This window comes from Kocuria sp. U4B, assembly GCF_054875615.1.
Genome location: NZ_CM142180.1, coordinates 2,027,979 through 2,052,587 on the forward strand (window position 1 = coordinate 2,027,979; position 24,609 = coordinate 2,052,587).

Consider the following 24,609-nt stretch of genomic DNA (forward strand, 5'->3'; position numbering starts at 1 on the left):
CCGTGAACAGCATCTTCGACATCACCGGCCGGCTCGCCCTGGTCACCGGCTCCTCCCGCGGACTGGGCCGGGCCCTGGCCCAGGGCCTCGCGGAGGCCGGCGCGCGCGTGGTCCTCCACGGCCGCGACGGCGCCGCCCTCGCCCGGGCCCGCGACGAGATCGCCGAGGCCGTCGGCGCCGCCCCCGCCGTGGTGGCCTTCGACGTCACCGACGCCGAGGCGGTCCGCGAGGGCGTCGGCGCGCTCGTCGCCGAGCACGGCGTGCCGGACATCCTGGTCAACAACGCCGGGATCCAGCGCCGCGCGCCCTTCACGGAGTTCGCCGCGCAGGACTGGGACGACATCGTCGCGGCCAACCTCTCCAGCGCCTTCCACGTCTCCCGGGCCGTCGCGCCCGGGATGCAGGAGCGGGGCTCCGGGAAGATCGTCAACATCGGCTCCGTGCAGTCGGTGCTCGCCCGGCAGACCATCGCCCCGTACTCGGCCACCAAGGGCGGGCTGGTCATGCTCACCAAGGGCATGGCCGCCGACCTCGCCCGGTACGGCATCCAGGTCAACGCCATCTCCCCGGGCTACTTCGCCACGGAGATGAACCAGGCCCTCGTGGCGGACGAGGCGTTCAGCGCCTGGGTCGTCCAGCGCACCCCCGCCCAGCGCTGGGGCCGGGTCGAGGAGCTCGTCGGGACGCTGCTCTACCTCTGCTCCGACGCCTCGAGCTTCGTCTCGGGCCAGAACATTCTCGTCGACGGCGGCATGACCTCCGTCGTCTGAGCCGCTCCGGCCCACCCCGCACCGCCCGTCCCCGAGGAGAGCACATGAAGGCCATCGTCATCCACGGCAGGCTCGACCTGCGGGTCGAGGACGTCCCCACCCCCGAGCCCGGAGCGGGCGAACTGAGGCTGCGGATGGCCTACGGCGGGGTGTGCGGGTCCGACCTGCACTACTGGGCGCACGGCGCCAACGGCGAGTACGTGGTCCGGGAGCCGCTCGTGCCCGGCCACGAGGTCTCCGGGACGGTCGAGCTCGACCCCTCCGGCGAGCTCGCCCCCGGCACCCCCGTGACGGTCCACCCCGCGACCTTCGGCACGCCCGAGCCCGGGATCGAGGACCGCCCGCACCTGTGGCCCGGCGGCGCCTACCTCGGCAGCGCCTCCACCTGGCCCCACACCCAGGGCGGGATGAGCGAGCACCTGGTCGTGCGCCGCGACATGGTCCGCGTGCTGCCCGAGGGCGTGTCCCTGCGCCGGGCGGCGCTCGCGGAGCCGCTGGCCGTGGCCCTGCACGGGCTGAACGTGGCCGGCGACGTCGCCGGCCGGCGCGTGCTCGTCTCCGGCTCCGGGCCCATCGGCCTGCTCGCCGCGGCGGCGGCCCTGGCGCGCGGGGCCGCGGAGGTCGTGAGCACCGACGTCCTGGAGGGCCCCCTCGAGCGGGCCCGCCGGCTCGGCGTGCACGGCACGGTCCGGGTCGGCGCCGAGCAGGTCCCGCCGCTGGCGTTCGACGTGGTCCTGGAGTGCTCCGGCGTGCCCGCGGCGACCAGCGCCGCGCTGGTGGGCGCCCGCCGCGGCGCCGTCGTGGTCCAGGTGGGCATGGTGCCGGACGAGGCCCGGCCCGTGAACCTCGCGCCGCTGGTCTCGAAGGAGCTCCAGCTGCGCGGGTCCTTCCGCTTCGCCGACGAGCTCGACGAGGCGCTCGAGCTGCTCGCCGCCCGCCCCGGGATCGAGGACGTGGTCACCCACGTCCTGCCCGCCGAGCGCGCGGCCGAGGCGTTCGCGGCGGCCCAGGACTCGGCCGCCTCCGGCAAGGTCCTCGTGTCCCTGTGGCACGACGACCCCCGATGAGCCCGGCGGGTCCGCAGGCCGGCCCGGCCGAGGACCCCGCCCCCGTCATCGTCGGCGTCGACATCGGCACGACCGCCACGAAGGCGGTCGCCTTCACCGCGGCGGGGGAGCTGGTCGCTGGGGCCTCCGCCGAGTACCCGCTCGAGGAGCCGCGGCCCGGCCGCGCGGAGCAGGACCCGGAGCTGATCCTCGGCGCGGTGCTGGAGTGCCTGCGCTCGGTCGTCCGGGAGGTCGGGGCCCCGCGCGTGGCCGGGCTGTCCTTCGGCGCCGCGATGCACAGCCTCCTGGGGCTCGCCGCCGACGGACGGCCGCTGACGCCGCTCGTCACCTGGGCCGACGCCCGTGCCGGCGAGCAGGCCGAGCGGCTGCGCGCCGGGGCCGGCGGCCTCGCGCTGCACCGGCGCACCGGGACCCCCGTGCACCCGATGTCCCCGCTGACCAAGCTCGTGTGGTTCCGCGAGGAGCGGCCGCAGCTGTGCGCGCGCGTGGCCTGCTGGGCGGGGATCAAGGAGTTCGTGCTGCTGCGGCTGTGCGGGGAGCTCGTGACCGACCACTCGGTGGCCTCGGCCACCGGGCTGATGAACCTGCAGGAGCTGGACTGGGACGCCGAGGCGCTGGAGCTCGCCGGGGTGACGCCCGCGCGGCTGCCCCGGCTCGTGCCCACCACGGAGGTCCTCCCCGGCCTGACCGCCGGGGCGGCGCGCGCGACCGGGCTGCCCGCGGCGACCCCCGTGGTGGTCGGCGCCGGCGACGGCCCCCTCGCCAACCTGGGGCTGGGCGCGGTGCGCCCCGGGGTCGTGGCCTGCTCGATCGGCACGAGCGGGGCGCTGCGCGTCGTCGTCGACCGGCCCGTCGTGGACCCCCGGGGACAGGTGTTCTGCTACGCGCTCACCCCCGGCCGCTGGGTCGTGGGCGGGGCCGTGAACAACGGCGGCGTGGTGCTGGGCTGGGCCGGGGACGCCCTCGCCCCGGAGCTGGGGGACGAGCCCGAGGAGGAGCTGCTCGCCCTCGCCGAGCGGGTCCCGGCCGGGGCCGGCGGGCTCGTCATGCTGCCCTACCTGCTGGGGGAGAGGGCGCCCCGCTGGACGTCCGTTCCCCGCGGGGCATATGTCGGGCTGACGCGCGCCCACCGGCGGGAGCACCTGGTGCGCGCCGCCCTGGAGGGCGTGTGCCAGCAGCTCGCCCTCGTCCTGGACTCGATGCGCGCCACGGGCCTGGCCGTGGAGCAGGTCCGCGCGACCGGCGGGTTCGCCCGCAGCCCGCTGTGGCGGCAGCTGCTCGCGGACGTGCTGGGCCTCGACGTCCGGTTCGCCGAGGGGCACGACGGCTCCGGCTTCGGCGCGGCCCTGCTCGGCATGCAGGCCCTCGGGCTCGTCGCCTCCGTCGACGTCGCGGCGGAGCTCGTCCAGGTGGACGCGACCGTGCGCCCGCGGCCGGCGGACGCCGCCGTCCACGCGGCCCTGCGGCCGGTCTTCGAAGGCCTCCACGACGCGCTCGTGCCCGCGTTCACCGCGCTGCGGCAGCTGGCGCCGTCGCTGCCCCTCGAACCCGGCCCGGGCCTGCGGTAAACATCGGACACGGGGCGCACGGGCCCCTGCTCCGCTCCTAGGCTGGTAGCCCCGGACCGGGTGCTCGACGGTCCGCACCAGCGACGACAGGAGGACCCGCGATGACCACGGCACGCGAGATCATGAGCCCGGGCGCGGAGTGCATCGGCGAGAACCAGACGCTCGAGGAGGCCGCGCGGAAGATGAAGGACCTGGACGTCGGGGCCCTGCCGATCTGCGGCGAGGACCACCGGCTCAAGGGCGTCGTCACCGACCGCGACATCGTCGTGAAGTGCCTGGCCGGCGGCGGGGACCCCCGCACGGTCCGGGCCGGCGAGCTCGCCGAGGGCAAGCCGGTGACGATCGGCGCCGACGACAGCGTCGAGGAGGCCATCCGGACCATGACCGACCACCAGGTGCGGCGCCTGCCGGTGATCGACGGGCACGACCTCGTCGGGATGGTCAGCCAGGCCGACATCGCCCGGTCCATGCCCGAGGACCGCGTCGGGGAGCTCGTCGAGCTGATCTCCTTCGACTGAGGACCACCGGGGCGACCGGCGCCCCGCCCCTCTCGCGGCGCCCGGCCGGACCGGCCGGGCGCCGCCGTCCGGGCCGCGGAGTACGCTGGACACAGCATCCCCGAGACATCAGTGATCGGATCGACGGCGCCGAGGGGGCCCGCAATGATCTCGAGAACCGACGTGGAGGACCTCGTCCCGCAGGTCTGCGGCCCCGTCCTCCTCCCGGACGACGACGGCTTCGCGGAGGAGATCGCCGGCTTCAACCTGGCCGCCGTCCACCACCCCGACGTCGTGGTGGGGGCCGACGACGCCGGGGACGTGATGACGGCGGTGCAGTGGGCGGCCGCCCACCACGAGCCCGTCGGCGTCCAGGCCACCGGGCACGGGGCCGACCAGCCCATGGAGGGCGGGCTGCTCATCACCACGCACCGCATGCAGGAGCTCACCGTGGACCCCGTCCGGCGCACCGCCCGGATCGGCGCCGGCGTGCGCTGGCGCTCGGTGATCGACGCGATCGCCCCCCACGGGCTGGGCGTGCTCAACGGCTCCTCCAGCCACGCGGGGGCCGTGGGCTACACCCTCGGCGGGGGGCTGCCCGTGCTGGGGCGGGCCTTCGGCTTCGCGGCCGACTGGGTGCGCGGCCTCGACGTCGTCACCCCCGACGGGCGGCTGCGCAGCGTGGACGCCGCGCACGAGCCCGAGCTGTTCGCCCTGCTGCTCGGGGGCAAGGGCAACCTGGGCGTCGTCACGGCGATGACCCTGGAGCTCGTCCCGCTGAGCGGGCTCTACGGCGGCGGCGTCTTCTACCCCGGGGCCGACGCGCAGGAGGTGCTCTCGGCGTTCAGCCGGTGGGCCCCCGGCCTGCCGGACAACGCCTGCACCTCCGTGGCGCTGCGCTGGATGCCGCGCCACCCCCTCGTCGAGGAACGCCTGCGGCACCGGCTGCTCGTGCACCTGCGCTACTGCTGGGTGGGCGACCCCGAGGAGGGGGCGCGGGCCCTCGAGCCCATGCGCGAGGTCTCCCGCAGCGTGCTCGACACCGTCGCCCCCATGGACTACCGGGACATCGACCTCGTCCACCTCGACGCCACGCAGCCCGGTCTCTACGTGCTGACCGGGGAGTTCCTCCGGGACTTCGACGCCGCGGCGATCGCGGCGCTGCTGCAGCAGGCCGGTCCCGGGTCGGACTGCCCGCTGCCCGAGGTCGGGATCCGGCTGATGGGCGGGTCCCTGTCCCGCCCCAGCGCCCGCGACGACGCGGTCACGGGACGCGACGCGGCGTTCTTCCTCGAGCTCATCGGCCGGCTCTCGCCCAAGGTCGCCGACCGGACCCCGCCCGCGCTCGCGGCCATCCTCCAAGCGATGTCCCCGTGGAGCACGGGCCGGGCGTTCGTGAACCTGCACGGCGTCCCCGGCGGGGAGAGCGAGCGGGCCCGGGCGTGGTCCGAGGAGGTCTACGCCCGGCTGGTGCGCGCCAAGGCGGTCTACGACCCGGACAACCTGCTGCGCTTCCAGCACGTCGTGGGACAGTCGCGCTGACGCCCGGCCCGCCCCCTGTCCAGCGTCCCGGCAGCACTGCATGATGGACTCGGTACGTCGGACGCCCGCGACGAGCGCGGGCGTCACCCGATCGGAAGGAGACGCCGTGGTGGACTTCAGCAGACTCGCGGCCAAGGCCAAGCAGTTCGCGCAGCGCAACCCGGACAAGGTCGGCAAGATCATCGACCAGGCCGGGAACCTCGTCGACAAGAGGACGGGGCGCAAGTACGAGCGCCACGTGGACACCGTGCAGCAGCGGGCCCGCGACTACCTCGGCGGAGGCCGTGCGCCGGGTCCGCGGCCGGACGAGCGGCCCACGGGCGGGACGGGGCGCAATCCCGTCGACCAGCCCCCCACGGACCGCCCCGGCGGGGACGTGCCGGGGCGGGACCCGCTGCGCTGATCCCCTCCGGCGGGCCGGCGCAGGGCCCCGGGACCGATCCGGGGGCGGGCGGCGGTCCGGCGGGGGCCAGGACGACGACGGACACGGCGGCTCCCTCGGGGGGAGGTGCCCGCCACGGACCGCCGGATGAAGGTGCACGGAAGCGGCGGGCGGCCGCGCGGTGCTCCGCCGCGGTGCCGGAGCAGGTGCTCGCCGGGCTCGGCGGGGCCCTCGCGGCCGCCACCCCGGCACTCCGCGCCGGCCTCCCGCCGGATCCGCCCGCGCGCTGTCACAATGACCCCATGACATTCGCCTCCGCGAACGGCGGGCGCGCCGCGGCGTGGACCACGCTCGGCGGGCCCCCCACCGCCCTGCGGGCGCACGCCCTCTCCTGGATCGCCGTCAGCGCCGACGCCGGCGTCCTCCGCCGGGGCGGCGAGGCGGCCCGGGCCGCCCCGGCCCCTCCGTCCTGCGCCTGACCCGCGAGGCCCCCGCCTCCGTCCCCCGTCCGCCGACCCCTGCGAAACCCCCGTCTCGCTCCTGTCCCCCCGAGGAGTCGCCATGCCGCACGTCCCCCACGTCCCCCCGCCCCACGACCCGGTCGGCTGCTCCGGCATGCACTCCGCGCCGGGCGCCCCGGCCGGCGCCCCGGTCTTCCGGTCCCCGGACGAGCTCGCCGCCGCCACCCGCCACGCCCGGCTGGGCCGCACCGGGCCCCTGCTGGTGGCCTCCCGGGCGGGCTTCCACCCCGACGGGCCCTGGCCGGGCTCCGCGCTCGAGTCGGCCGAGAACGTCCGTGCCGCGCTGCCGGCCACGATCGTCGAGATCGACCTGCGGGCCACCGTCGACGGTGTGTGCGTCGTGCTGCACGACGCCGTCATGGGCCGGGCGAGTACCGGTGCGGGGCCGATCAGCGATCAGTCCGCCGACTACGTGCTGAGCCAGCGCCTCGTGGACAACCACGGCGAGGTCAGCGAGCACCGGCTCCGCGCGGCGGGGGACTTCCTCGCCTGGGCCGTGCGGACCGGCGCCGTCCTGTGGCTCGACGTCCACGACGTGGCACCGGAGACCGTCGTCGGGCTCGTGCGCGAGCACGGGGCCGAGAGCCAGGTGATCGTCGGCGCCTACGGGCTGCGCAATCTCTCGGCCTACCGGCGGCTCGCCCCGGACCTGGTCTACTTCGTCCCCACCCACGCGGACGGGCTGCCCACGGTCGAGGACGTCCGGCGCGAGGTCCCGGACCCGGAGCGCCTGGTCGGCTTCGCCGGCGAGTACATGCCCGACCCCGAGGACAGCGTGCGGCTGCGCACCTGGGACGTCCCCGCGATGCTGGACCTCACGCGCTACGACGAGAACCTGCACGACGACGAGCTGGACCTGCGCTGCTACCGCCGCGCGGTGGAGGTCGGATGCCGCATCCTGCGCACCACCCACGTCCGGGAGGTGGCGGAACTGCTCCAGCTCACGGCCGCCGCGCCGCAGTCCCTGAGGGAGCACTACCGGGTGTCCCGCCGCTGATCCCGCCCGTGTGTGGCGCATCACGGCCGAGTCCCCTACGGTCGTAGCAGGACCACGGCGGCTCCAGGAGGCACGGCATGGCACACGTCCAGCTGCTCGGCACCGGCGGCACCATCGCGTCGCGGGGCGGGGGCGAGAGCGGCTCGGTGGCCACCGACACCGCCGCCGGGCTCGCCACCACCCGGTACGGCGACGTCACCGTCGCCGCCCGCGACGTCCTGACCACCGGCAGCTACCGGCTGGGCCTGGCCGACCTGCGGCGGATCGCGGAGGCCGTGCAGGAGGCGCTGGTCGACCGCGGCAACGACGGCGTGGTCGTCACCCACGGCACCGACACCCTGGAGGAGACGGCGTTCCTGCTGGACCTCGTGCACGCCTCGCCCAAGTCCGTGGTGGTCACCGGGGCCCAGCAGCCCGCGGACAGCCCCGCCCCCGACGGTCCCCGCAACGTGGCCGAGGCGGTGCTCGCCGCGCACTCGACGGCCCTGCACCACAGCGGCGTGCTCGTCTCATTCGGGGGGACCCTGCGCACCGCCCGCGGCGCCCGCAAGGCCCACACCGTGGCCCCCGACCCGTTCCAGGGCGGCACCGAGGTGGCGCACGTGACCGGCGGCGAGCTCGTCGTGCTGGCGAAGCCCGTGCGCCGCCCGCCCCTGCCCCTGCCCCCGGCGGACTTCGACGACGTGCGGGTCGAGGTCGTCACCGCCTACCCCGGGGCCACGCCCGAGCTGTTCGAGTTCGCGGTGGCCTCCGGTGCCCGGGCCGTGGTGCTCGCCGGCACCGGGGTCGGCAACGCGGGCCCGGGCTTCGCCGAGGCGGTGGGCCGGGCCGTGGCGGCGGGGTGCGCCGTGGTCCTGAGCACCCGCGCGCCGTGGGGTCCCGTGGTCCCGACCTACGGCAACGGCGGGGGCGTGGACCTCGTGCGCGCCGGTGCCGTCCCCTCCGGGCACCTGAACCCCTTCCAGGCGCGGATCCTCGCCGCCCTGCTGCTCTCCCTCGGCACCTCGGCGGCCGACCTGCCCCAGGCGTTCCGCGCCCACCTGTAGGGCCTCCGCGTCCGCGAGCCCCCTCGTGCCCGTCCCGGCGGGCCACGCCCCGACCCAGGAGGAAGCATGGCGGAGAAGATCCCCGGGCCGCCGGCCGCCACGGCCGGCGTCGCCCGCGACGTCGCCGCCCGCCACCCCCGGGCGCGGGGCTGAGCGGTGTGCGCGGGGTGCTCCGGCGGCCGGTCGGTCTCGTCCACCACGGCCCGCCTCAACGCGGACCGGCTCAAGCCGGCCGTGCAGCAGGCGCTGCAGCGGCGGGTGGGGCGGCGGGCGCGGATCTCCGTGTTCGGGGACCGGTGGGTGCTGCGGCTGCCGACCGGGCGCCAGGAGGTCTTCGAGGACGTCGAGGCGCTCGCGGCCGCCCTCACGGCGCAGGGCCTCGCCGGTCCCGCGGATCCGCCCGGGGAGGTGCCGGCGGGCCCGTCCGGGGAGGCGCACGGGAACGCGGCGGACGAGCTCGTGAGCGCCCTGCTCGCGGGGCCGCCCTAGACTCGCCGCATGGCGTGGAACGCGGTGGCCCTCTCGACCCTCCTGGGCATCGGCGTCCTCGTCGCCGTCACGGCCGCGGCGCTCGCGGTCCGCGGGGTGCCCCGGTGGTCCGCGCCCGGGCTCGCGGTGCTGCGCGCCGCCGCCCAGCTCGCCGCCCTCAGCCTCGTGCTCTCGGCGGTCATCGAGGACATCCGGTGGGTCTGGCTGGCCCTGGGGGCCATGCTGGTGGCGGCCGTCCTCACGGCCGGCGGCCGGATCGCCGCGGGGGCGCGGCTGCTGCCGTGGCTGGCCCTCGCCATGGTCCTCGCCGCGGGGACCGCCCTGGCGGTGGTGTTCCTGACGGGCGCCGTGACCGTGACCCCGCAGAACGTGCTCGCCGTCGGCGGCATCGTCATCGGCAACACCATGAGCATCGCCACGCTGACCGGCCGCCGCTACCGGGGCTCGCTGGTGGAGCGGCGCGACGAGGTGGAGGGCTGGCTGGCCCTCGGGGCGACCCCCCGGCAGTCCACGCTGGAGATCGCCCGCCACGCCGTCGTCGAGGCGATCGTCCCGTCGGTGGACCAGACCCGCACCACCGGGATGGTCGTGCTGCCCGGCGCGTTCGTGGGCGCGGTCTTCGCCGGGGCGTCGCCGCTGGAGGCGGGCCGGTTCCAGCTCGTCGTGCTCGCGAGCATCCTCGCCGCGGGGGCCCTCGTGGCGGTCGGCCTGGTGGAGGTGCTCGGCCGGGCGCGGACGGTGCCCACCGGGTGATCCGCTCCTGCCGCGGGCTCAGCGCCCCGGCGCGGGCGGGGTGCGCCGCAGGGCGATGTCGAGGAGGTCCGCGGCGGCCCCCCGCACGGGCCGGTCCGGGCGGCGGATGACCTGCAGCGAGCGGGTCAGCTCCAGCCCGTCGACGCGCACGGCGACCAGGCGGCCGTCGTCGAGCTCGTGGCGCACCGCGAGGCGGGACAGCACCGTGGGCCGGCAGCCCGCGAGGGCGGCGGCCTTGACCGCGGCGGTGGTGCCGAGCTCGACGAGCGGCGGCGCGAGCCCGGGCAGGGCCGCCTCGAGGGTCTGCCGGGTGCCGGAGCCGGCCTCGCGCAGCACGAGCCGGGTGGTCCGCAGCTCGTCCTGGGCGATGCCGTCCCGCTGCGCCCAGGGGTGGCCGGGCGGGACGACGAGCACCAGCTCGTCCTGGGCGAAGGGCAGCGTCTCGACCGTGCGCGGGGCGGCGGGGCCCTCGACGAAGCCCAGCTGCACCTCGTCGGCGAGCACGGCGGCGATCACCTCGTCCGTGTTGCCCGTGGTGACCGAGACCTCCAGGCCGGGGTGCCGTCCGCGCAGCGCCATGATCCACGCCGGCAGGACGTGCTCGGCGATGGTCATGGACGTGGCCACGGTGGCGTGCCCGCGCCCGGCGACGCTCGCCACGCCCTCGGCCAGGTTCTCCGCGGCCCGCAGCAGGTCCCCGATCCACTCCATGACCGGTGCGGCGCGGGCGGTGACCACGACCCCGCGCGGGGACCGGGTGAACAGGGCCAGGCCCAGGCGCTGCTCCACGGCCCGGATCCGGGCGCTGGCCGCCTGCTGGCTGATGCCCAGCTCGCGGGCGGCGGCGCCCACGCTGCCCAGCCGCGCGGCCAGGTGGGCGGTCTCGAGCTCCTCGAGGGCGGGCAGGCGGGCGGCGACGGGCATGCTGCCCATCGTCCCATCCGGCCGCTCCGCTCACAACCGATGCTTGTGACCCCACAGGGGAGCGCCGTCTACCGGGTCCCGCCGCGCGGGAGGAAGGTGGGACCATGAGCCTGCCCGTGACCCGTGCCGTCGTCGCCCCCACCGTCCCCGCGCGCACGGCCGGGCGGCGGCCGGGGCTCGCGGTCGAGCACGTGGGGCCCCAGTGGTTCCCCGCGGTCATGGGCACCGGGATCCTCGCCGTGTGCACCGAGCGGCTCGCGGCCGCCGCCCCCGCCCTGCACGGGGCGGCCCTCGCCGCCCTGGCCGTCGCGTGGCTCGTGCTCCTGGTCGTCGGCGGCACCTTCCTCCGGCACGCGCGACGCCGTCCCGACCGGTTCCGCGCCACCGTCGCGGATCCCGCCGTCGTGCCCTTCTACGGGGCGGTCGCCATGGGGCTGCTCTCCGTGGGGGCGGCCACCTCCGCCGTCCTGGGCCCGCACCTGCCGTCGACGGCGAGCGCCGCCGCCTGGCTGCTGTGGGTCCTCGGCACGCTCCTGGGCGTGGTCACGGCCCTGGGCTGCCCGGTGCGGCTGCTCGCCGCCGGGCCCGCGGAGCGCGGCGCCCCGACCCCGGTGTGGGCGCTGCCGGTGGTCCCGCCGATGGTCTCGGCCGCCTCCGGGGCCGCGCTGACGGCCACCCTGGCGCCCGGGCCGGCCGCGACCGCGCTGCTCGCGGCCTGCGGGGCGCTGTTCGTGCTGTCGCTGTGCCTCGGGACCGTGGTCTTCGTCCTCGCCTACGGCCACCTGGCGCGCGGGAACGCCCTGCCGCTGCAGGGCACGCCGGCGATCTGGATCCCGCTGGGGATGGCGGGGCAGTCCACCGCGGCCGTGAACCTGGCCCTCGTCCCGGCGGGGGCGGATCTCCCGCCCGCCGCGCTCGGGGGCCTGCACGCGGCGGCCGTCGGCTACAGCGCCGTCGCGCTGCTCCTCGGGGCGGTGGCGGCGGCGGTCGCCCTGCGCGTGACGGTGCGGGCGCTGCGCCGGGGCCTGCGCTTCTCGCCGGCCTGGTGGAGCTTCACGTTCCCGGCCGGGGCCATGGGCCTGGGCGTGTCCGCGCTCGGGACCACCCTGGGCGCGTCCTGGCTGATCGCCGTCTCGGCGGGGATCTGCGCCGGCCTGGCCGGGACCGTGGGCCTGTGCCTGGTGTGCTCGGCCCGGTGCTGGCTCACCGGCCGGGCCTGACGCGCCCGGCCGGCTAGATGTACCCGGGCAGGAGATTGGTAGCGCGGTGTTGACGTGAGGAGAGCCTCCGGGTGGGGTGTGGCTTGTCGAAGGCCCACATCCACCACGGAGGCTCCCATGTCCCACGGTAATGCCCGCACCACCGTCCACGGCAGGCTCCTGATCGTGCAGCGCCACCAGGCCGGGATGCCCAAGGCGCACATCGCCGCGGCCATGGGTGTGTCCCGCAAGTGCGTGGCGACCTGGATCGCCCGCTACGAGCACGAGGGTGAGGCCGGCCTGCACGACCGGTCCTGTCGCCCGCACACCACCCCGACCCGCACCCGGCCCGAGGTCGAGCAGCAGGTGCTGGCGCTGCGCCGCACCACCCGGCGGGGTCAGGACTGGCTCGGCCCCGAGCTGGGACTGGCCCCGCGCACGGTGGGGCGGATTCTGCGCCGCCACCGGGTCCCGTACCTGCGGGAGCTGGACCGACTCACCGGCCAGCTCATCCGGGCCTCGAAGGCCACCGCGGTGCGCTACGAACGCGACCGGCCCGGGGAGCTGGTGCACATGGATGTGAAGAAGCTCGGCCGGATCCGAAGACGGCGGCGGCTGGCGGGCGATCGGCCGCGCCCAGGGCAGCCTCACTCGGGACCACGGCACCCGGGTCGGGTTCGACTACGTTCACTCACTGGTCGATGACCATTCCAGACTGGCGTACTCCGAGATCCTGGCCGATGAGAAGGGCGCCACGTGCGCGGGGTTCCTGGCCCGGGCCGCGGCCTATTTCGCCGACTGCGGGATCGAGAAGATCCAGCGGGTGATGACCGACAACGCCTGGGCCTACCGCCATTCCACGGCCGTGCGCGAGGTCATCACTACCCTGGGCGCCAAGCAGGTGTTCATCCGCCCGCACTGCCCCTGGCAGAACGGGAAGGTGGAGCGGTTCAACCGCACCCTGGCCACTGAGTGGGCCTACCGGCAGGTCTTCACCAGCAACGACGAACGCGGCGCTGCTCTTGCCCCGTGGGTCGAGCACTACAACACTGGCAGGCGTCACAGCGCACTCGAAGGCCACCCACCGATCAGCCGCCTGCGACCAACCCAGTGACCGGGTACAGCTAGAGCGCGGCCGCCCCGGCCAGCACCAGGCCGATGCCGGCGGCCAGCAGCCCCGCGGTGAGACTGGCGGCGCCCAGCCACAGCAGAATGATGAGCCTGCCCGGCTGCTGCGGGTCCTTCCCCAGCACCGACAGGAAGAAGCCGGCCGGCATGAGGACGGCGGCCACCGGCACCCCGCTGCGGGCCACGACCTCCAGCGGCGCCGGGAGGCTCACCTGGTCGGCGACGAGCAGGATCACGATGCTCAGGACCAGCAGCACGGCCGCATGGGCGTGCCCGGCGCGGAAGAAGCCCTTCTGCAGGTCGTTCGTCTCCACGTGCCGGCGCACGACCTTGGTGAGGAAGTACCCGCCGGACTCCACGGTCACCAGGAACAGGAGCAGCACGCCGATCGTGAGGAGCGTCTGCGGTTGGACCGTCATGGCGTCCAGTGTTGGACCGGGGAGCCCGCCCGTTCAAAGGCGGGCGGCGTGCCCGCGTCACAACCGGTCGCACGCCCGCCCCGCGGCCGGTCAGGACGCGCGGCCGGCGACGATCGCGTCGTAGAGCGCCGTCGGGAGCAGGCCGCCGCGGTGGGCGCGCTCGACGGCGGCGAAGCCCTCGTCCGTCTCCTCGTAGGGGAAGTGGATCAGGTCGGCGACGAGCTCCCAGTGGTCGATCACCCCGCCGGCGTAGAGCCGGCAGATCTCCTCCGGGGTGTCGGCCGAGAAGGTGGGGGACGCGGGCAGGACGTACTCGCCGGCGGGCACCCGCCAGGCCTCGAGGACGTCGAGGTCCGCCGCCAGGTCCTCGAGCGTGTCGTAGTGGCCCGTGCGGTCGGGGTCCACGGTCCCGTCGGGATTGGCCAGCTCGACGTCGTAGCCGCCCTCCGCCGCCGCGAAGACGGAGGTGGGCCCGGGCTCCCCGCCCACGCCGGCGTCCAGGGGCAGCTGGGACGGCAGCCACTCCCAGCCGTCGCCGAGCTGGTCCATCTCGAGGTCGCGGTAGGCGACCCAGCCGCGGGAGGTGAGCAGCTCGTGGGCGTCGTCGTCCCAGGTGCCCTGCGGGGAGCCCTCGACGTCGACGTTCCGGGCGCCGGCCGCGGCGTGGAAGTCGCGGCGCTGCTGCTTCTTCTTGGCGGCGGCCTTCTTGCGGGGCTTGCTCTTGGGCACGGGATTCTCCTGGCAGGCGGGAGGGCCGCGCGGCGGCCCCTCGGGGCTTCCATGATGGCGCACCGGGGCGGGCCCGCGGGCCGCTGCCCGCCGTCGGTGCCCGCTCTTGTCCCGGGCGCCGTCCCGCCGTAGCGTGCGGGCATGGCCCCGGACCCGCTCCCGGACGGCACGGACGTCGTGCGCCGGCTCTTCGCCGCCTACCTCGCCCAGGACGAGGCGGCGGCGCGAGAGCTCCTCGACGACGCCCTGCGGTTCACCTCGCCGCAGGACGACCACATCGACAAGGCCGCCTGGCTCGCCCGCTGCCTCCCCACGGCCCGGCGGGTGGCGTGGCAGGAGCTGCGCGAGGTCGTCGAGGCGCGGCCCGGTCTCGTGCTCGTGCGCTACGAGTACGGGCTGAGGACCGGCGGGACGTTCCAGAACATGGAGGCGATCACGGTGCGCGACGGCCGGGTCGTCGACGTCCAGGTCTACTTCGGCGGCCCGCCGGCCGCCGCCGACCCCCAGCACCCCACGCTCCAGGAAGGCCCGCCCGCCATGAAGCACTACCTGCTCAGCATCGAACAGCCCGACGGCGGCCCGGCCGGGCCCGAGGTCCTCGGACCCGTGATGCGCGACGTCGCGGCCTTCAACGAGGAGCTCAGGGCCGCCGGGGCGTGGGTCTTCGCCGGTGGCCTCGACCGGGCGGAGGCGTCCGTCGTCGTGCGCTTCCACGGCGGCGACGTGGTCACGACCGACGGCCCGTACGAGCGCGAGGACGAGCACGCGGGCGGGATCTGCATCGTGGCGGCCCCCGACTACGACGCCGCCATCGAGTGGGGCCGCAAGCTGGCGAAGGCCACGACCCTGCCCGTGGAGGTGCGCGAGTTCCAGGGCGAGCCCGCCGAGCACCTGCCGTAGACCTCGGCGCCCTCCCTCCCGGCGCGCTGATCCGGCCGGGTCACCGGTCGATCTGCCGGGCCTGGGCCTCCCAGTCGGCGTGCAGGTCCCGGGCCTCGGTGGGCCGGTGGGTCTCCCGCATGGCCCTGAGCGCCGCGTTGCGCTGGTCGGCCAGGGAGTCCGCGGCCGCCCTCGCGGCGGCGTCCAGGCGCACCTGGGCGCGGGCGTCGGAGATGCTGCGCATGATGGCCTCCACGCCCTCGGACCCGCCCTGCAGGTAGGCGGCCCGGACGGCGGGGTCCGGGTGGCAGACGTAGCGGTCGTCGGACTGGCCCAGCCGGGCGTCGAACTCCTCGTCGGTGCGGTCGGCGAGCATGGCGGCCACCCGGTCCAGGCGGTCCTCGACGTCCCGCTGGAAGGGGGTCCGCCCGGCCACGTCGCGCAGGGACCACAGCGCCTGGCCGTGCCGGCGCAGCCTCGTCGCGTCCCAGTCGGCCCGGGGGATCTCGGCCAGCCGGCCGGCGACGAACGACGCGTCCCCCGTCCGGTGCTGGTGCGGCAGGACCCCTAGCCGGCACCGCAGCCAGGCGGTGCGCATGTCCTGCCCACCGGCCCGCCGGGCCTGCTCCACGAGCCCGGCGGCGCTCCGCTGCGCGGTCCGGTGCCCGGTCGGGTGCGCGGCCGTCCGCCTGCCGGCCGGGGTCTTCCGCGGCGTGCGCACGGAGGTCCGCACGAGCAGGACGGCCAGGTAGACAGCGGCGACGACCACGCCGGTGACGACGATGGTGCGCAGGTGGGTGAGGACGAACGAGACGACGCAGAGCACGACGATCCCGGCGATCAGCAGCAGGCAACCGGAGCCGTCCCTGCTCCCGGTGCTCTTCATGGCGGATCCCCCTGAACCCTGTGACCACCCGAGCGGCCATTTTATCCGGGTTCCGCACCGGCGAACAGTGCGCCCGCCGTCGCTACGCTGGGCCCGTGAGGTCCTCGGTGCTGTTCCCGTCCGCCGCCGCCCTGCTCCGCGGGCACGGCCTGCAGGGCGCGAGCGCGCAGGAGTCCGTCGAGCGGCTCGAGCGCACGCAGGGGGGCCGGGCGTCGGCGGAGTCCAGCACCTCCGCGGACGGCCCGACCTGCCTCACGACGATGCGGCTGGGGCGAGCCCGGCCGATGACGCCCCTCGACCGGGAGGAACCGGAATGAGCATCACCATGGCCGTGACCGCGCGGGCGGTCGCCCTGCGGGCCCGCCTGACCCCGCGCCGGGAGGTGGAGCGGCTGCGGGGGCGCCCGTACCCGGAGCCGGCGGCGATCCCGGCGGACCTCGAGCGCAGCCACGCCGTGGAGCGCACTGAGGTCGCCGGGCGGCCGGTGATCCGCCTGACCCCCCGCGCCGGGGCCGACGGCACCCACCTGGTGTACCTGCACGGCGGGGCGTTCGTGATGCCGCTGCTCACCGCGCACTGGTGGATCGTCCGCGAGCTGGTGAGGGGCACCGGCGCCACCGTCACCGTCCCGCTGTACCGGCTGGCCCCGGAGGGCACCGCCGAGGAGGGCTACGACTTCCTCGCCGCCGCCTGGGCGGACCTGGTCCGGCGCCCGGGCGTGGAGCGGATCGTGGTGGCCGGGGACTCCGCCGGCGGCAACCTCGCGATCGGCCTCGCCATGGCCCTGCGCGACGCCGGGTCCCGGCCGCCCGACGAGGTCGTGGCCTTCTCCCCGGCCCTGGACGTCACCGCCAGCCACCCGGCGGTGCGCGAGCTGGACCCCCACGACCCGATGCTGTCCGTGGACGAGGTCCAGCCGCTGTGCGCGGCCTGGGCCGGGGCCCGGGAGCTGACGGATCCGCTGGTGAGCCCCCTGTACGGGTCCGCGGAGGGCCTGCCGCCCGTGCACGTCGTCCAGGGCGGGCGCGACATCCTCGCCGCCGACGCACTGGCCTTCGCGCGCAGCCTCCAGCGGGCCGGCAACCCCGGGCGGCTGATCTACGAGCCCGGCGCCTTCCACGTCTACGTCGGCGCGTACTGGACGCCGGAGGCCCGGCGGGCGCTGGGACACGTGCGCGGCCTGCTCTGAGCCGCCCGCCGCATCGCGCACCGGATCGCGCGCCGGTCGCGCACCGCGGGTCGCGCGCCGGATCGCGCACCGCGCGGGCCCGGACCTTGCCGGCGGACCCGAAGTGCGGTTGCCTGGGAGGAGCGGAGCCGTCCGAAGGAGGCACCAGCCATGACCGGACCGATCGTCCTCACGGGCGGGACCATCCACCTCGACGCCCGCGGCTCCTCCGCGGAGGCGGTCGGCGTGCGCGAGGGCTCCGTCGTCGCCGCCGGCACGCTCGAGGAGGTGACGGCCGCGCTGCCGGGCGCGCACCGCGCGGACCTGGAGGGGCGCACCGTGGTGCCCGGACTCGTGGAGTCCCACGTCCACCCGATCTTCTTCGGGCTCACCGAGTCCTGGGTCGACGGGCGCAGCCCCCGCCGCAGGTCCGTCCCCGAGATCGTCGACGCGCTGCGCGAGGCCCTCCCCGGGGTGGCCGACGGGGAGTGGCTGCGCGGCTGGGGCTACGACCACACCGCCCTCGCCGAGGGCCGCCACCCCACCCGGGACGAGCTCGACCAGGTCTCCACGGACGTCCCGGTCGTCCTCGCCCACGTCACCGCCCACCTCCTGGTGGCCAACTCCCGGGCCCTCGAGCTCGCCGGGATCCGGGACGACACCCCGGACCCCGCGGGAGGACGGTTCGTGCGCGACGACGCCGGGCGCCTCACGGGGCTGGTGCAGGAGCTGGGCGCGGTCGCGGCGGTGCTGGCGGCGGTGCCCCCGCCCACGCCGGAGGACCTCACGGCCGCCGCGCAGCGGGCCCTGGCGCTCGCCGCCTCGCGCGGGATGACGACCGTGCACGACCTCGCCACCGGCTTCTTCGCCGGGTCCGCCGAGCTGGATGCCTGGGAGGCGCTCGACGCCGCCGGGCGGGTCCCGGTGCGGGTGGCGGCCTATCTGCGCGGGGACCTGCTGCCGGCGTTCCTGGCCTCCCGCCAGTTCGGGACGGGGGAGATGTTCCGGGTGCACGGGGCGAAGTTCTGGGCGGACGGGTCGATCCAGGGGCTCACGGCGGCGCTGAGGGCCCCGTACGCGTGCGCGCACGACGTCACCGGAGAGCTGCTCCTCACCCGCCAGGAGCTCGTGCACCTGGTGACGACCGTGGACGCCGCCGGGGGTCAGGCCGCGGTGCACGCCAACGGGGACCGGGCGCTCAGCACGGTCGTCGAGGCCTTCGCGGCCGTGCGCGCCGAGGGCTGCCGCCGCGGCGGGCGCCACCGGGTCGAGCACCTGCAGATGGCCTCGCCCGAGGACCTCGCCGCCCTCGCCGCCGCCGGCGGCGTGGCCTCGGTGTTCGTCAACCACGTCTACTGGTGGGGCGACCGGCACCGCGACGTGTTCCTCGGCGAGGAGCGCGCGGCGCGGATCGACCCGCTGGCCGACGTCGCCGCGTCCGGGCTGCACTTCGGGCTCCACTCGGACTGCCCCGTCACCCCCATGGACGCGCTGCGCACGCTGTGGACCGCGGTGACCCGGCGGACCAGCGGGGGAGCGGTGCTCGGGCCCGAGCAGCGGCTCACCCCGGCCCGGGCGCTGCACGCGCTGACGGCGGACAGCGCCTGGCTCATCGGGGCCGAGTCCCGCTCCGGGACGCTGCACCCCGGGATGGACGCGGACCTCGCGGTGCTGGAGACGGACGTGCTCGCCGCGGACCCGGAGGAGCTGGAGCACGTCGAGGTCGCCGGGACGATGGTCGGCGGGAACTGGGTGTTCGGCGGGGTGTGAGCGCCCGCACCGGGTACTCTCGCCGTACATCCTGTCGAGGGCGGCCCGGCTGCCGAGGAGGACGCATGAGCGTGCAGATCGACGAGCACGGCGCCGTGACCGCCAACGGACGGCCCGTGGACTACGCCACGGCCTACGGCTGGTGCGTCGACTCGCCGGAGACGATCACCGGCCTGGTCCGGGACACGAAGGCCTTCGTCACCGTGATCGCCGCGGCCGAGCACGCCGGTCCCGAGGAGCAGGCCGCGGCCGTGCGGCAGGCCTTCGTGGCCGGGGTGCCCCGGGAGCCCGGGGTCACCTGGGCCGGCGGGGAGCCGCAGGGCCCCGGACCGAACACCCCGGAGCCGGCCGAGGGCGGGGAGGACGTGCCCGCGCCCGGGTTCCCCTGAGCGTCCGCTAATCAGCCGCGCGCCCGGGCCCTGAACTGCGCCGGGGAGAGCCCGAACTCCTGCTTGAAGCTCCGGGAGAAGTGCGCGGCGTCGGGGAAGCCCCACGCCGCCCCGATGCGGGAGACCGGGCGGTCGGCGTGGGCCGGGTCCAGCAGCGCCCGGCGGCACTGCTCCAGGCGCCGGTGCCGGATCCATGCGGAGAGGGTGCGCTCCTCCCCCTGGAACACCTCGTGCAGGCGCCGGACCGAGAGGAACAGGTGGGCGGCGATCATCGGGGGACCGAGCCGCGGGTCGGCGAGGTGGTCCTCGGCGAAGGTCCGCGCGGCGGCGCGCAGGGCCTCGTGCCCCCCGGCGTCGTCGTCGCCGCCCGCCTCCTCGGCCCGTTCGGTGAGCACCGCGCCCACCAGGTCCACCGCGGAGCGCCCCAGCCGGGCGGCGGAGCGGCCGGCCAGCACGTGCATCCGGTCGGAGAGCCCGCCCAGGAAGTCCGCGGCCAGCGCGCCGACGCCCTCGTCGCCCGGCAGCCGGGTCGCGGTCACGGACGACACCGCGCCCCGCGGCAGCTCGAGGCCGGTGCCGGGGAGCATGAGCACCAGGAGCCGGGCCTCCTCCGGGAACTCCAGCCGGTAGGGGCGGTCGGTGTCGTAGACGACCATGTCGCCGGGCTCCAGCACGGCGGTCCGGCCGTCCTGCTCGACCGCGCACGTGCCGCCGAGCTGGAGGCCGAACTTCACCGCCCCGCCGGACGCGGTGGAGGGCGCACCGTGCTCCACGACGTGCCGCGTCGCGTGGATGTGGCTGATCCCGACCTGTCCGGAGGACCGGTGCTCGATCCGTGCGCGGAAGGTGACGCGCTCGGTGGTGTCCACCTCGAGCGGCACGAACACCGCAGAGGCCAGCCGGGCGAAGTCGGCCGCGGAGGTGGCGAGCAGGGGACGTGACGATCCTCGCTCGCCGCGCTCCGCGACTGCTGCTGACACCGCCCGGGCCCCTTTCCGCCGCCGGAGATCTGTGGTCTACATCATGGTGGGATGCGGGCGGCTTGTCGACGCGTCCACGTCGGACGGAGGCGTCAGGAGGCGATGACCTTCGGCACGCCGAGCGCCTTGAGCCCCTCCACGCCGAACTCCACGCCGTGCCCGGAGCTCTTGATGCCGCCGAAGGGCATGCGGGGGTCGACGGCGCCGTGCTTGTTGATCCACACGGTGCCGGCCTGGATCCGGGCGGCGACCTCGCGCGCCCGGCCCGGATCGGATCCCCACACCGAGGCGCCGAGGCCGACGTCGAGGCGGTTGGCCATGTGCACGGCGTCGTCCACGGAGGAGTACTTCACGATCGGCAGCGCGGGCCCGAACTGCTCCTCGGTCACGAGGGGGTTGTCGTCGTCGAGGTCGGCCACGAGCGTCGCCGGGTAGAAGTACCCCGGCTGCTCCTCGACCGGATCGCCGCCGAGCAGCACCCGCCCGCCGCCGGCCCGGGCCTGCTCCACGAGGTCGGCGACGATCTCGTACTGCGCCCGGTTCTGGAGCGGGCCGAGCACGTTCTTCTCGTCCCGCCCCTCGCCCATCGGCATGGCCGCGGCCACCTCGGTCAGCGCCTCGCACACGGCGTCGTAGACGTCCTCGTGGACGTAGAGGCGCTTGAGGGCGGCGCAGGTCTGACCGGTGTTGATGAACGCGCCCCAGAACAGGCCCTCGGCGATGGCCTTCGGGTCCGCGTCCGGCAGGACGATGCCGGCGTCGTTGCCGCCGAGCTCCAGGGTCAGCCGGGTCAGGGAGTCCGCGGCCGAGCGCATGATGGCCTTGCCCGTGGCGGTCGAGCCGGTGAACATCAGCTTGTCCACGCCGGCGTGGCCGGACAGCGCCTCGCCGACCTCCCGTCCGCCCGCCACCACGGTGAGCAGGCCCTCCGGCAGGACCTGGCCGAGGACGTGCGCCAGTCCCAGGACGGAGAGCGGGGTGTACTCGGACGGCTTGGCCACCACGGTGTTGCCCATCCGCAGGGCCGGGGCGATCTGCCAGACCGAGATCATCATCGGCCAGTTCCAGGGGCTGATGGCCCCCACGACGCCGATGGGGTCGTAGTGGAGGACCGCGTGGCCGGTCTCGTCCTCGAAGAGCGTCTCCGGCTCCAGGGGCAGCGATGCCGTGGCGCGCAGCCAGGCGACCGCACCGCCGACCTCGAACAGGGCGTTCGGCCCGTTGTGCACCGGCTTGCCCTGCTCGCGCGAGAGCAGCTCGGCGAGCGCGGCGGCGTTGGCCTCGACGGCGTCGGCGGCCCGCAGCAGCAGCGCGCAGCGCTCGGCGTCGGGCACGGCCGCCCACTCGCGCTGCTTCGCGCGGGCCCGGGCCAGCGCCTGCTCCAGGTCCTCGACCGTGGACTCGTGGACGCGGCCGACCAGCTCCCCGGTGGCGGGGTCGAGGATCTCGCGGCCGCCCGGGTCGGTGATCGCCGCGAGCAGGTCCTCGTAGGTGAACGTGGCCGGGGCGGTGGTGGCGGTGCCGGTGTCGGTGTCGGTGGTCACGGTGGGCTCCTTCGGCGGAACGGACGGGTGCTGCTCCCATCGTGACCCGCGCCACACCGCGGCACCTTGTCACTCAGGGCAGAGCTCTTGACGCAGAGCGCGCGATCTCCGCCCGGACTCCCGCGCTGCCGGTCAAGACGTCCGCGCACCCGGACAAGGCGCCCCGATGTGGCCGGGATCACACTGGGACCATGAGCGAATCGACCACCAAGACCTACGCCGTCGTGGGCGCCGGCACCGCCGGCAGCATCCTGACCCGCCGCCTCCTGGACGCCGGCCACGAGGTGATCCTCCTGGAGGCCGGCGACCAGGACCACAACCCCGCGATCCACCTCGTCTCCCGCCTGGGCGAGCTGTGGCACTCCCCGCAGGACTGGGACTACTCCACCGTTCCCCAGCAGCACGCGGACGGCCGGGTGATCCACTGGCCGCGCGGGCGCGTGCTCGGGGGCTCCCACGCGCTCAACGCCACCATCTGGGTGCGCGGGGCCGCGCAGGACTACGACGCCTGGGCCGCCGACGGCTGCCCGGGGTGGTCCTGGGCGGACGTGCTCCCGTGGTTCCAGGCGCTCGAGACCTACCACCCGCCCGCCGGCGAGGCCCCGGACGAGCGCCGCGGCACCGGGGGCCCGATCCCCGTGGTGCAGGACTACCCGCTCAACCCGATCTTCGAGTCCATCGTCGAGGCCGCGGAGCAGGTGGGCGTGGCCCGCAACGCGGACTACAACGCCGGCACGCTCGACGGCGTCTCCCAGCAGCAGATCAACGTCCGGGACGGGCGGCGGTTCAACACCTGGATGGCGTACGTGAAGCCGGTGGAGGACCATCCGCGCCTGACCCTGCGCACCGGGGTGCTCATCCACCGGGTCCTCGTCGAGGACGGCCGTGCGGTCGGGGTGGCGGTCGTCCCCTTGGCCGACCCGGAGGCCGCTCCTGAGGAGATCCGCGCGGACGAGGTCGTCCTGTGCGCCGGGGCGCTGGACTCGCCCAAGATCCTCCTGCGCTCCGGCATCGGCCCCGCCGGGCACCTGAGCGCCGTCGGCGTCCCGGTGGTCCACGACCTGCCCGGGGTCGGCGAGAACCTCCACGACCACCTGCTGGCCCCGGTCATCGCCGAGGCCACCGCCCGCACCATCGAGCACCCCGAGTCCGACTGGTCCGTCACCCAGACCCACCTGTTCTGGCGCTCGCGCCCCGACCTCGACGTCCCCGACACCCAGCCGATCCACTTCTCGGTGCCCATGTACGACGAGCGGATGACCGGGCCGGCCAACGCCTTCACCCTGCACTCCGGGCTCGTCCGCCCGTACTCCCGGGGAACGCTGCGCCTGACCGGTCCGGGGCTCGCCGACCCCGTGGCCCTGGACCCGAACATCTTCGACGACCCGCGCGACCGTGCGGCGCTGCTGGCCTCCTTCCGCCAGGCCCGCGCCATGGTCGCCACGCCGCCCCTGGCGCAGGACTGGGGTGCCGTGGAGCTCTACCCCGGCCCGGAGGTGCGCACCGAGGAGGAGGAGATCGCCTACCTCCACCGCTTCGTGACCACCTACCACCACCAGGTCGGCACGTGCCGCATGGGCACCGGCCCGGACGCGGTGGTCTCCCCCGAGGACCTGCGCGTGCACGGGATCGGCGGCCTGCGGGTCGTGGACGCCTCGATCATGCCGCGCGTGCCCAGCGGCAACACCAACGCGCCCACCGCGATGATCGCCGAGCGCGCCGCGGCCCTCATCACCGAGGGGGACAGGTCGCCGACCGCCGCGGAGGCGCTCGGCACCACGGTCTGACGGCCGCGGACCGGCGCGGAGCGCGGACCCCCGAGGCGTCCGTGAGGAGAGCCGGACCGTGTCGGTGAAACGTCGGGGAAGAACGTCTTTTCCTTTGCGGAATTCCCACGGGGTCATGAGGATTCCCTGCAGAAATCGCCTTTCCTTCCGCGGGAGGAAAGGCGATTCCGTGTCGGCGATCCGACCTTTCGCGGAGCTCTCCCCGCAGGCTGCGACACCATGACAGGGCCGTCGGCGCCGGACGCCCCGGTCGAAGCTCCGGACCCGAACCCGCAGGTCAGCGCGATGTCCGCCTCAGGTGGAGGCCCCCCGGGGGTCCGTCCCGGGCGCCCCGGGGCGGGCCGCCCCGGGGCGGCGGAGGATTTTTCGCTGGACAAATGTCCAGATCGAGATGTGACCGTGATCAGAACGTGACTTTGCCGTTATTCATCGGTTAGTGTGCTCTCCGTGCCGCTCGCCCAACCGATCGGCACCCCTGTGCACATCGCCGAATTCTGCCGGTGCCCGGGGCCCCCCAGAACACATCGCTCGGCAGAAGCGGGGGAACCATGACCGGCCCCACCCCCGGGGCCTAGGGGTTAAGCCGACAGGGCCCCCACCCTGCGGCCGGGTGTCTCCCACCCGCATCCGACAGCTCACCTCGCAGGCAAGAGGGAGGACATCACTCATGCCCGTGTTCCAGTCCCGCACTGCCCGCCACCGCGCCGAGAGCTCGTTCCGCCTCGGGCGCACCGTGACCCTGGCGGCCGCCGCCGGGGCCCTGGCGCTCAGCAGCGTCGCGCCGGCCCAGGCCGCCCCCGCCGCGGCCCCCCGGCAGGTCGTCAGCACCCAGTCGGCCAAGGCCGCGACCATCGCCGCCGCCGCGAAGAACCAGCTCGGGGTCCGCCAGGACTGCACCAGGCTGGCCACCAAGGCCCTGAGCGCCGCCGGCATCAACCACTACGGCTGGCCGGCGTCCTACCTGAAGCTCGGCTCGCGGGTCTCCGCCGCCCAGGCCAAGCCCGGTGACCTGGTCTACTACGCCAACGGCGGCATGGGTCTCGCCCACATCGCCGTGTACATCGGCGGCGGCAAGGCCGTCCACGGCGGCTGGAACGGCTACCAGACGGTCATCCAGACCGTCCACGTCGGCTCCGGCCCCGTCTACATCCGCGTGCGCTGACCCTGCGCACCGG

25 protein-coding genes, 1 pseudogene and 1 riboswitch are annotated in these 24,609 nt (G+C 75.6%); of the genes and pseudogenes, 20 read left to right on the forward strand and 6 right to left on the reverse strand.

All coding sequences use genetic code 11. The features are described from left to right. Positions 1–2 precede the first annotated feature (2 nt). The 11 genes from ACYSMR_RS09585 to ACYSMR_RS09635 all read left to right on the forward strand — a co-directional run bounded on the left by ACYSMR_RS09585 (position 3) and on the right by ACYSMR_RS09635 (position 9,632). Entirely contained in the window at positions 3–770 is a 768-nt protein-coding gene (locus tag ACYSMR_RS09585) for an SDR family oxidoreductase (RefSeq protein WP_251333837.1), read from the forward strand. A 44-nt stretch (positions 771–814) separates the two neighbouring features. After that, on the forward strand, positions 815–1,837 hold the full coding sequence (locus tag ACYSMR_RS09590) for a zinc-binding dehydrogenase (RefSeq protein WP_461744829.1): 1,023 nt from the start codon (positions 815–817) through the stop codon (positions 1,835–1,837). Then, complete coding sequence (locus tag ACYSMR_RS09595; protein WP_461744831.1) at positions 1,834–3,405, forward strand: gluconokinase; 1,572 nt, start codon at positions 1,834–1,836, stop codon at positions 3,403–3,405. Before ACYSMR_RS09590 ends, ACYSMR_RS09595 begins: the two co-directional genes overlap by 4 nt. 101 nt (positions 3,406–3,506) lie before the next feature. Continuing rightward, positions 3,507–3,923 (forward strand): CBS domain-containing protein, encoded by a 417-nt coding sequence (locus tag ACYSMR_RS09600; RefSeq protein ID WP_309125932.1) that lies wholly within the window; start codon positions 3,507–3,509, stop codon positions 3,921–3,923. 144 nt (positions 3,924–4,067) lie between these two features. After that, on the forward strand, positions 4,068–5,444 hold the full coding sequence (locus tag ACYSMR_RS09605; RefSeq protein ID WP_461744833.1) for an FAD-binding oxidoreductase: 1,377 nt from the start codon (positions 4,068–4,070) through the stop codon (positions 5,442–5,444). 109 nt (positions 5,445–5,553) lie between these two features. Beyond that, a complete protein-coding gene (locus tag ACYSMR_RS09610; protein ID WP_461744835.1) occupies positions 5,554–5,847 on the forward strand; it encodes an antitoxin in 294 nt (97 codons plus the stop codon). Between the two features lie 281 nt (positions 5,848–6,128). Further along, entirely contained in the window at positions 6,129–6,305 is a 177-nt protein-coding gene (locus ACYSMR_RS09615; RefSeq protein WP_251333843.1) for a hypothetical protein, read from the forward strand. Positions 6,306–6,387: 82 nt separating this feature from the next. Further along, entirely contained in the window at positions 6,388–7,344 is a 957-nt protein-coding gene (locus tag ACYSMR_RS09620; protein WP_461744837.1) for a glycerophosphodiester phosphodiesterase family protein, read from the forward strand. A gap of 77 nt (positions 7,345–7,421) precedes the next feature. Further along, positions 7,422–8,390: an asparaginase gene (locus ACYSMR_RS09625; protein WP_461744839.1), complete on the forward strand. Its 969-nt coding sequence runs from the start codon at positions 7,422–7,424 to the stop codon at positions 8,388–8,390. 156 nt (positions 8,391–8,546) lie between these two features. Further along, positions 8,547–8,879: a hypothetical protein gene (locus ACYSMR_RS09630; RefSeq protein WP_461744841.1), complete on the forward strand. Its 333-nt coding sequence runs from the start codon at positions 8,547–8,549 to the stop codon at positions 8,877–8,879. Between the two features lie 9 nt (positions 8,880–8,888). Then, positions 8,889–9,632, forward strand: coding sequence for an ABC transporter permease (locus ACYSMR_RS09635; protein WP_309126014.1), 744 nt, complete (start codon positions 8,889–8,891; stop codon positions 9,630–9,632). An 18-nt stretch (positions 9,633–9,650) separates the two neighbouring features. Here the strand turns inward: ACYSMR_RS09635 and ACYSMR_RS09640 are convergent, their stop codons facing one another. Next, a complete protein-coding gene (locus tag ACYSMR_RS09640; protein ID WP_309126013.1) occupies positions 9,651–10,556 on the reverse strand; it encodes a LysR family transcriptional regulator in 906 nt (301 codons plus the stop codon). A gap of 104 nt (positions 10,557–10,660) precedes the next feature. Between ACYSMR_RS09640 and ACYSMR_RS09645 the strand changes: the two genes are divergently transcribed. Next, positions 10,661–11,776, forward strand: a complete 1,116-nt coding sequence (locus ACYSMR_RS09645) for an SLAC1 family transporter (RefSeq protein ID WP_461744844.1) — start codon at positions 10,661–10,663, stop codon at positions 11,774–11,776. A gap of 117 nt (positions 11,777–11,893) precedes the next feature. Further along, positions 11,894–12,869, forward strand: a pseudogene (locus tag ACYSMR_RS09650) (IS481 family transposase). Between the two features lie 10 nt (positions 12,870–12,879). Here the strand turns inward: ACYSMR_RS09650 and ACYSMR_RS09655 are convergent. Together ACYSMR_RS09655 and ACYSMR_RS09660 are read right to left on the reverse strand one after the other, a co-directional pair. Then, positions 12,880–13,302 (reverse strand): hypothetical protein, encoded by a 423-nt coding sequence (locus ACYSMR_RS09655; protein ID WP_461744846.1) that lies wholly within the window; start codon positions 13,300–13,302, stop codon positions 12,880–12,882. 90 nt (positions 13,303–13,392) lie between these two features. Continuing rightward, positions 13,393–14,031 (reverse strand): hypothetical protein, encoded by a 639-nt coding sequence (locus tag ACYSMR_RS09660; protein WP_251333851.1) that lies wholly within the window; start codon positions 14,029–14,031, stop codon positions 13,393–13,395. Between the two features lie 141 nt (positions 14,032–14,172). On the opposite strand from ACYSMR_RS09660, the gene ACYSMR_RS09665 reads away from it, so the two are divergent. Then, positions 14,173–14,931 carry a YciI family protein gene (locus ACYSMR_RS09665; RefSeq protein WP_309126010.1) on the forward strand — a complete coding sequence of 253 codons (759 nt, stop codon included), beginning with the start codon at positions 14,173–14,175 and terminating at the stop codon, positions 14,929–14,931. Between the two features lie 40 nt (positions 14,932–14,971). On the opposite strand, the gene ACYSMR_RS09670 is transcribed toward ACYSMR_RS09665, so the two are convergent. Then, positions 14,972–15,796 (reverse strand): hypothetical protein, encoded by an 825-nt coding sequence (locus ACYSMR_RS09670; protein ID WP_461744848.1) that lies wholly within the window; start codon positions 15,794–15,796, stop codon positions 14,972–14,974. A 95-nt stretch (positions 15,797–15,891) separates the two neighbouring features. On the opposite strand from ACYSMR_RS09670, the gene ACYSMR_RS09675 reads away from it, so the two are divergent. The 4 genes from ACYSMR_RS09675 (at position 15,892) to ACYSMR_RS09690 (ending at position 19,123) form a co-directional block, all read left to right on the forward strand. Beyond that, on the forward strand, positions 15,892–16,113 hold the full coding sequence (locus tag ACYSMR_RS09675) for a hypothetical protein (RefSeq protein WP_251333853.1): 222 nt from the start codon (positions 15,892–15,894) through the stop codon (positions 16,111–16,113). Continuing rightward, positions 16,110–16,985: an alpha/beta hydrolase fold domain-containing protein gene (locus ACYSMR_RS09680; RefSeq protein WP_461744850.1), complete on the forward strand. Its 876-nt coding sequence runs from the start codon at positions 16,110–16,112 to the stop codon at positions 16,983–16,985. The genes ACYSMR_RS09675 and ACYSMR_RS09680 overlap by 4 nt, the downstream gene beginning before the upstream one ends. A 150-nt stretch (positions 16,986–17,135) precedes the next feature. After that, positions 17,136–18,734: an amidohydrolase gene (locus ACYSMR_RS09685; protein WP_461744852.1), complete on the forward strand. Its 1,599-nt coding sequence runs from the start codon at positions 17,136–17,138 to the stop codon at positions 18,732–18,734. A 65-nt stretch (positions 18,735–18,799) separates the two neighbouring features. Next, positions 18,800–19,123, forward strand: a complete 324-nt coding sequence (locus ACYSMR_RS09690; protein ID WP_251333856.1) for a hypothetical protein — start codon at positions 18,800–18,802, stop codon at positions 19,121–19,123. Between the two features lie 11 nt (positions 19,124–19,134). On the opposite strand, the gene ACYSMR_RS09695 is transcribed toward ACYSMR_RS09690, so the two are convergent. After that, on the reverse strand, positions 19,135–20,103 hold the full coding sequence (locus ACYSMR_RS09695; RefSeq protein ID WP_461744854.1) for an AraC-like ligand-binding domain-containing protein: 969 nt from the start codon (positions 20,101–20,103) through the stop codon (positions 19,135–19,137). Between the two features lie 92 nt (positions 20,104–20,195). Further along, positions 20,196–21,647, reverse strand: a complete 1,452-nt coding sequence (locus tag ACYSMR_RS09700; protein ID WP_461744856.1) for an aldehyde dehydrogenase family protein — start codon at positions 21,645–21,647, stop codon at positions 20,196–20,198. Positions 21,648–21,838: 191 nt separating this feature from the next. On the opposite strand from ACYSMR_RS09700, the gene ACYSMR_RS09705 reads away from it, so the two are divergent. Then, the gene (locus tag ACYSMR_RS09705) at positions 21,839–23,434 is read left to right on the forward strand and encodes a GMC family oxidoreductase (protein WP_461744858.1); all 1,596 of its coding nucleotides are present in this window, start codon (positions 21,839–21,841) and stop codon (positions 23,432–23,434) included. Positions 23,435–23,909: 475 nt separating this feature from the next. Continuing rightward, positions 23,910–24,096, forward strand: a riboswitch (cyclic di-AMP (ydaO/yuaA leader). 5 nt (positions 24,097–24,101) lie between these two features. Next, entirely contained in the window at positions 24,102–24,596 is a 495-nt protein-coding gene (locus tag ACYSMR_RS09710; RefSeq protein ID WP_374238502.1) for an NlpC/P60 family protein, read from the forward strand. Positions 24,597–24,609 lie beyond the last annotated feature (13 nt).